Annotated in this window: 7 protein-coding genes; 6 read left to right on the top strand and 1 reads right to left on the bottom strand. The window is 40.3% G+C overall.

The window, feature by feature from the left end:
- The 5 genes from atpD to WAZ74_RS06185 form a co-directional block, all read left to right on the top strand.
- A partial coding sequence (atpD, locus tag WAZ74_RS06205) for a F0F1 ATP synthase subunit beta (RefSeq protein ID WP_422306907.1) occupies nt 1-1,096 on the top strand: 1,096 nt, incomplete at its 5' end.
- A gap of 104 nt (nt 1,097-1,200) precedes the next feature.
- On the top strand, nt 1,201-1,617 hold the full coding sequence (locus tag WAZ74_RS06200) for a F0F1 ATP synthase subunit epsilon (protein WP_079692816.1): 417 nt from the start codon (nt 1,201-1,203) through the stop codon (nt 1,615-1,617).
- Between the two features lie 651 nt (nt 1,618-2,268).
- Entirely contained in the window at nt 2,269-2,985 is a 717-nt protein-coding gene (locus WAZ74_RS06195) for a response regulator (RefSeq protein WP_422306904.1), read from the top strand.
- Nucleotides 2,986-3,455: 470 nt separating this feature from the next.
- Nucleotides 3,456-5,141, top strand: coding sequence for an ATP-binding protein (locus WAZ74_RS06190; protein ID WP_422306902.1), 1,686 nt, complete (start codon nt 3,456-3,458; stop codon nt 5,139-5,141).
- Between the two features lie 237 nt (nt 5,142-5,378).
- Nucleotides 5,379-5,558, top strand: coding sequence for a hypothetical protein (locus tag WAZ74_RS06185; protein WP_422306900.1), 180 nt, complete (start codon nt 5,379-5,381; stop codon nt 5,556-5,558).
- Nucleotides 5,559-5,637: 79 nt separating this feature from the next.
- Here the strand turns inward: WAZ74_RS06185 and WAZ74_RS06180 are convergent, their stop codons facing one another.
- Nucleotides 5,638-7,098, bottom strand: coding sequence for an ATP-binding protein (locus WAZ74_RS06180; RefSeq protein ID WP_422306898.1), 1,461 nt, complete (start codon nt 7,096-7,098; stop codon nt 5,638-5,640).
- 397 nt (nt 7,099-7,495) lie between these two features.
- Here WAZ74_RS06180 and WAZ74_RS06175 point away from each other — a divergent pair.
- Nucleotides 7,496-7,590, top strand: a 95-nt coding sequence (locus WAZ74_RS06175) for a 30S ribosomal protein S16 (RefSeq protein WP_422306909.1), incomplete at its 3' end; no start/stop codon positions are given.

Raw genomic sequence — 7,590 nt, 5'->3', positions numbered from 1 at the left:
AAGCTATGCAGAACAATCAAACAGTACTGAACTTTTAGAGACTGGTATTAAAGTAATCGATTTACTTTGCCCGTTTGCTAATGGTGGTAAAGTTGGTCTGTTTGGTGGTGCTGGTGTTGGTAAAACCGTCAACATGATGGAGTTGATCAACAACATCGCCCTTAAACACGAAGGCTTGTCAGTATTTGCTGGCGTTGGTGAGCGTACGCGTGAAGGGAATGATTTCTATCACGAAATGCAAGAAGCTGGCGTTGTTAATACCGAAGACTTTAGTAAATCTAAAGTTGCGATGGTATATGGCCAGATGAATGAGCCACCGGGTAACCGTTTACGTGTTGCACTGTCTGGTTTGACCATGGCTGAATACTTCCGTGATACCAAAGATCCTGCCACTGGCAAAGGTCGTGACGTATTACTGTTCGTTGATAACATCTATCGTTATACACTAGCCGGTACTGAAGTATCAGCACTGCTTGGTCGTATGCCATCAGCGGTTGGTTATCAGCCAACACTAGCTGAAGAGATGGGTCAGCTCCAAGAACGTATTACTTCTACGCAATCAGGTTCAATTACTTCTGTACAAGCGGTATATGTACCTGCGGATGACTTGACGGATCCATCACCAGCAACGACGTTTGCTCACTTGGATGCGACCGTTGTACTCAGCCGTGATATCGCCTCACAAGGTATCTATCCTGCGGTTGATCCACTAGATTCAACCTCACGTCAGCTTGATCCATTAGTTATTGGCGAAGAGCATTACAACGTTGCTCGTGGTGTACAGGAAGTTCTACAGCGCTATAAAGAGCTAAAAGACATTATCGCAATTTTGGGTATGGATGAGTTATCAGAAGAAGATAAATTAGTCGTTTATCGTGCTCGTAAAATCCAACGCTTCTTATCACAGCCATTCCACGTCGCTGAAGTCTTTACTGGCGCGCCTGGTAAATATGTACCACTACGCGATACCATTGCTAGCTTTAAAGCAATCATCGCTGGTGAATACGACAGCTTACCAGAGCAAGCCTTCTACATGGCTGGCGGCATCGATGAAGTCGTTGCTAAAGCTGAAAAAATGAAGTCTTCTGCAGCGTAAGTTGTATCCGTATTAACTAACGAGTAGGTATGATATAAACCTTATATCTACTCCTCAGTAATGCATCGCAGTTTTGATCGCGCTTTGATAGTAAGGAATTAAGTATGGCAACATTACAATGTCGCGTCGTAAGTGCTCGTGAAGAGTTGTATTCAGGCGAAATTAGCATGTTAATAGCTAGTGGTACCGAAGGCGAAATTGGTATATTGCCAGGTCACACACCGCTTATTACTTTGCTTAAGCCTGGCGCAATGCGCGTGCAGACTCCAGATGGTGCAGAAGAAGTCATTTATGTATCAGGTGGTGTTTTAGAAGTGCAGCCGAAAATGGTTACCGTATTGGCTGATACCGCCATGCGCGCGCATAATCTTGACGAAAGCAAAATCGTTGAAGCACGTAAAAAAGCAGAGCAAATGCTGGTTAACCAATCTGATACCGTACAAACGAACGCAGCTTTGGCATCATTGGCTGAGTCAGTAGCACAGTTACAGACTATCCGTAAGTACAAAAACCGCGCTTAATATTTTTTGTTGATAAAGTTAATCATTTATTTTAACTTTTCTACGATAATAAAAAAACAGCCCATACAAGGGCTGTTTTTTTATGCCTGTCTTTTTATAATTGCTTATAACTACCTTTTCGTATGTCTATTTTTTATCATCATTTAGCTTTTTATGCTTAATAGGAATAGAAATACGCGCTACCGATAGCATTTTCATTAATAAAGAAAATAATTTTAATAAACTGTTGGAAAAGTCACTAGCGACAATAGCAATATATGGTTATATTAGGGATTAGAAAACTAGGCTTTAGATATCAAGTGACTTACCCTCATTTTGATCGCATTTGTCCGTGTTATTCGGCTATTGAGCTTGGTAGGTGAGGGTTTATATATAATAAAGAAGTCATTATTGACTAAAAGCCGTCTTATGCCTTTTAATCGCCATAAAGGTCCTGATTTTTGGACGCAAACTAAAATTTTAATGGACGTAGTTTATAGGTTTTGTTAACAACAATAAGCTATAGTATAGGAAGCTGTAGGTTTAATAGTATACTGTGCTACCAAGTTTGTAACAGCTATACCAACATCAATGGCACTGCCTTAGAGTGCTATTAATTTTACCGCTCTTACTTTGACTGCTTTTAAATGAGATGTATTAGAGGATATAACAATGACAACGAATGATGATGATAATACCCCACGAATTTTGATTGTTGAGGATGATGAGCGTCTGGCCATGTTGACCCAAGATTATTTGGTCAAAAACGGTCTAGAAGTGGCGATTGAAACGGATGGTAATCGCGCCATTCGTCGTATTGTCAGTGAACAACCAGATTTGGTCGTACTTGATGTCATGCTTCCTGGTAGCGATGGACTGACGGTATGCCGTGAAGTACGCCCACATTACCACAATCCTATTTTGATGCTGACCGCACGCACAGAAGATATGGATCAAGTATTGGGTCTTGAGATGGGCGCTGATGACTATGTCGCTAAGCCTGCTCAGCCGCGTGTATTATTAGCACGTATTCGTGCGTTATTACGTCGCTCAGAAAATGCACCATCAGAAGATGTGCCGCAGCGTTTAGAGTTTGGCGAGCTTATCATCGATAATGGTGGCCGTTCGGTCATGCTAGGCGAAGAATTGGTTGATTTTACTAGCGCTGAATATGATCTATTATGGTTATTGGCTTCTAATGCTGGTCGTATTTTGTCGCGTGAAGATATCTTTGAGCGCCTACGTGGTATCGAATATGACGGTCAAGATCGTTCTATTGATGTACGTATCTCACGTATTCGTCCAAAAATTGGTGATGATCCAGAGAATCCAAAACGTATCAAAACTGTACGTAGTAAAGGTTATTTGTTTGTTAAAGAAGGCAACTAAGACATTCTTTTCGATGCAAAGCTTTAACATTAATAGTTATTTAATACAAAACCAGCATTAAGCTGGTTTTTTATGGTTTAAATCTTACTTTTTTAAACTTAAGCGCTGCGTTATGTGGTTTAATTAAGCGATAATTTTATACGCCAGTTAAATAAAGCTCAGATAAATAGAACCGCAAATATTTATCATATAGTGGATCCACTTTTAAAAGAATACAGTGCTACTGGGATTAATTATTCGCAGCCTCTGTCTGCGTAGGCACAGCAAGCAAGAAAAATTGATACCAGTAGCACGTTATAATATTTGTATTTTTTTATTTAGGACTGACTATATATCCATTATGATATATCACATACAGTATTAAATAAGCACTTATTAAAAATAGCCATTATTTGTTTTAATTTAACAGCAGTTACTTGCATTTATCATGGTATCAATAACTCTTATTCATTAGGTTGGTCACGGCACGTATGTCATTAGTTTCTTCTCTCAAACACAGTATTTTTGTTCGTATTTATGCAGGACTATTGATAGTCTGCTTGTGCGTGGCATTATTTGCCCAGCTATTGATGGATACTATCAATAAAGAACGCGTTCAATCTTACCGTGAAAGCATGGCAACAGGGGCTTTTCATATAGTGAGTGAAGGTCTTATTCACCAAGAAAATGAGGCGCAACGTGATTATTGGTTAGCGGATGCAAGCAGCTTGTTTGGCTCAGAGTTTAGAATTTTATCCGTCGATGAGGTGGATTTTAATGCCAGTGAACTGCGTCGCTTTGAGAAAGGCAATACCGTTGTTCGCTATGCCAGTCAGCCGATGTATGCGGATGTTTATTACCAGTTACCAGATAATAAGAGTGTTTTAAACGCTCGTATATCGCAAGTCACAGAACAGCAAGTAAGAGCCATCGCTGTATTTCTATTGGATGATTTGTCTTATCACAGCACTTTGTCCGAAAAGCGTACACGTTTAGCACAGTTAGAAGAAAAATTTTCGTTTCCGTTAGCATTTAAAGCGGTGAATACGCTCAATTTAGATCCTGATCAGATGGCGCGCTTACGCCGTGATGAGGTAGTCATTTTATTGCAAGATACTAATAGTAGTAAAAGCAATTCGTCTATTAAAGTTATTGTGCCATCTGAAATTAATGATATGGCGATTTTGATAGGACCAGTGCCCTTATTTAATTGGTTCCCACTGAATCTGATTATCAGTATGATTCTGATCAGTATGTTTTTAATCAGTTTGGGGGTTTATGCACTGATTTTCCCGCTTGAGCGCAAACTACAACTGATTCAAGTCGGGGTGAATGAAGTTAGTAAAGGCAATCTTGATAGTCAAGTACAGGTCATTGGACAAGATGAAATCGCGCGTCTATCAGCGACTTTTAACGCGATGACCGCCCACATTAAGCGTTTGATTGAGTCGCAACGAGAGCTAACGCGTGCGGTCTCCCATGAACTGCGTACGCCAGTTGCTCGTATCCGCTTTGCTGTTGATATGCTGGCAGATACTGATGATGAAGACTCGCGGTTTAGTCAGCGTGATTTTATTGATGAAGATATTGAGGCGCTAAACGGTCTGATTGATGAGATGTTAACTTATGCAAAACTTGAAGAAGGCTCACCAAAACTAGACTTAGAGCCGGTCAATCTTAGAGAATTGCTTGAGCAGATTGAGCGTGAGACCAATGCTTTAGGTAAGCCTATCAAGATAGTGACGAAGCTGCCAAATGCTAAAGTGACAGCAGTAGCTGATAGGCGCTACTTGCATCGGGTGATTCAGAATTTGGCAGGTAATGCTCTACGCTATGCGGAGAGCACAATTATTATTAGCGCTGGCGTTAAAAAGGGTAATGCTTTTGTCAGTGTAGAAGATGACGGTCACGGTATTTCAGAAGCAGATCGTGAAAAGGTATTTATTCCATTTTCACGCTTGGACGATAGCCGAACTCGAGCTTCAGGTGGCTACGGCTTAGGCTTATCTATCGTCTCACGTATCGCTTTTTGGTTTAATGGCAATATGAAAGTAGATGAGAGCCGTGATTTAGGCGGCGCACGATTTGTCATGACTTGGCCTATTAAGCCACTGACCCAAGTGCTTGCTGCTGATGAGTTAACGCAAGAAAAAAGCGAGCGCGATTTTGATGTTTAATTATTTATAGTCAGTTCAAAATTAAAAATAATCCACTATAGCTTGTGGAATAACACATTTGACATTATAAATACTTTCTAAAGCAATGTTGATAGAGCGCTAAATAGATTGAGAGTGATAAATAGCGCTAACTCACTATTTGCCTTGTACCGCCATTTATTGCTTAATCACTGATTTTGAAAAACGAGTTTTTTAGAACTGATTTTAAATTGGCTTGAAAATATAGGAGAGCAAAGGATGCCGTATTTATTTGGTGGTTTAGTGGTATTGAACGCTATAACGCTAGGATATTATTTGTTTCTGCAGCAACCAACCACGACTCAGACTTTAAAAGCTGCGCAAGATAATATTACCCAGCCTTTAGAATTTATCAATAGCGCTGAGTATATTCCGCCTATTATCGGTACTAGAGAATAGTATCTATAACGTAAGATAGAGGCAAAATTTTTATCGCTTATAGTTTAGTCAGAATCTTTTGTTTTTAGCGTTATTTTTTTTATACTTTATCAGCCATAGCGCCTTTATCTGTATTGGCATCCAATGATTGTTCTCCGGCAACTTTGGAGATTAAAGGAATATGGACGCAGACTTGCAGTCCGCCATTCGGATGGTTAATAACTTCAACGGTTCCATGATGCAAGCGCGCGATACGATCAACAATCGCTAAGCCTAAACCGCTGCCTTGAGTGGTACGCGCTGATTCGCCACGCTCAAACGGCTGCATAATACGCTCTAATTGGTCTTCTGCAACGCCGCCACCACAGTCTCGAACGCATATGATCAATTGCTCTTTTGCTTCTTTATTGACTACATTTTCAATCACTACATCACTATCTTTTATTACCTCAGTTTCTATAAAGGTAGGTACGACAGTTGCTGACAGATAAATAGGCGGCTTGCCATAACGCTTGGCATTGTTTACCAGATTGACAATCAGGCGCTTAATCGACATGGGTCGTATAGGGACAACTTTGTGACATTCTGACTGATAAATAAATTCCATCGGCGCAAACTGCACCATAATCTCATTAAATATCGTATCTAAGTTAGTGAGGCGTACCGGCTCATCGGAACCATCTTTCATAAAAGAGATGAACTGCTCTAAAATAGCATCCATATCTTCAATATCGTAAATTAAGCCTTCACGAAAAAAATCATCCGGCAGCATCTCAGCGGTTAAACGCATTCGAGTCAGTGGTGTACGCAAATCATGTGAGATACCGGCAAGCATAATCGTGCGCTCTTTTTGGGCTTGATTGAGCGTCGTAAACATGCGATTAAAGGCCATATTAACTTGGCGAATTTCGGTAGGACCGTTATGGGTCGGTAAAGTAGTAGCGTGGCCGAGGCGTATATAGTTGGTCGCTGCACGCTGTAAGTAACGTAACGGGCGATTTAATTGCCGCGCTAATAAAATAATAGTCAATAGCGTCAAAAACGGAAGTCCTATTAAAAATAATAATAATAGGGTTGGACTATACTGGGAGTAATAAACGACCGATTCGCGAATCCAAAAACTACTGTCACGACTGTCCTGTACCCAAAGCTGCGGAGTAGGTTTAAACTTAAAGTAAACCTCCACCGGTCGACCTAGCTGGGCACTAATTTCACGTTGTAGTACATCGGTAAAAACACCGACAAAGGCTTTATCCGAAACCTCTGGGAAGTCACTTGGATTGTCTACTACCACCACATGAGAGTGCTGATAAATCCACTGACGTACTTCAGGGTTGTCCTTCCAATCTTTGTTGACGCTATTCATTAAGCGTAGCTCACTGGTTAAATAGCGTGCATGGCTTTTGAGCTCTGGTAAATATAGACTACGCCAAAAAAATAAAATCGACACCCCGACACTGATGATAACGATAAAAGCTACCATTAAGGTTGTCAGCCAACTGTTGGAGTAAGAGCGTGGCAGCCAACTTTTACGAGGCAGTTGTGGGTTTGGGGTTGTCATATGAGTCCAAATTGTGGGTATGCAATGGTAGAGGCTAGGATAGCATAATCAAATAGTAGTGCTGGTAGCTTTCATATTACAAAATACTTGCTGACATTGCTGACATTGCTGACATTGCTGACATTGCTGATATAGGCAGAAGCTTATCGCCAAGAAAATATAAATATCTCTCTTATATAAAGTCTTTGTTAAAAAGCGAATGTTAAAAAGCGAAATACGAACCTATTGTTTAATAAATTGTCTAATAATAAGTGCTAATTATGGATTTTGTTTACAGCAATGACGATTTAAGCTATTGTTAATAAATAATTAAATAAACACAGTTTATGTTTTCAATAAAATAAGACTGTGATATAATTATGCCCTTTTTGGTATACCTGCGAAAGAGAGAATTCACATGGTTGTTATTCGTTTAGCACGGGGCGGTGCCAAGAAACGCCCATTTTATCAAGTAGTTGTTGCTGATCAACGCCGCGCGCGTGACGGTCGCTA

It is taken from the genome of Psychrobacter sp., from assembly GCF_049295055.1.
GTDB lineage: Bacteria > Pseudomonadota > Gammaproteobacteria > Pseudomonadales > Moraxellaceae > Psychrobacter.
The sequence above is the reverse complement of the archived record's forward strand: the minus strand, read 5'-3'. Positions and strand labels throughout refer to the sequence as shown.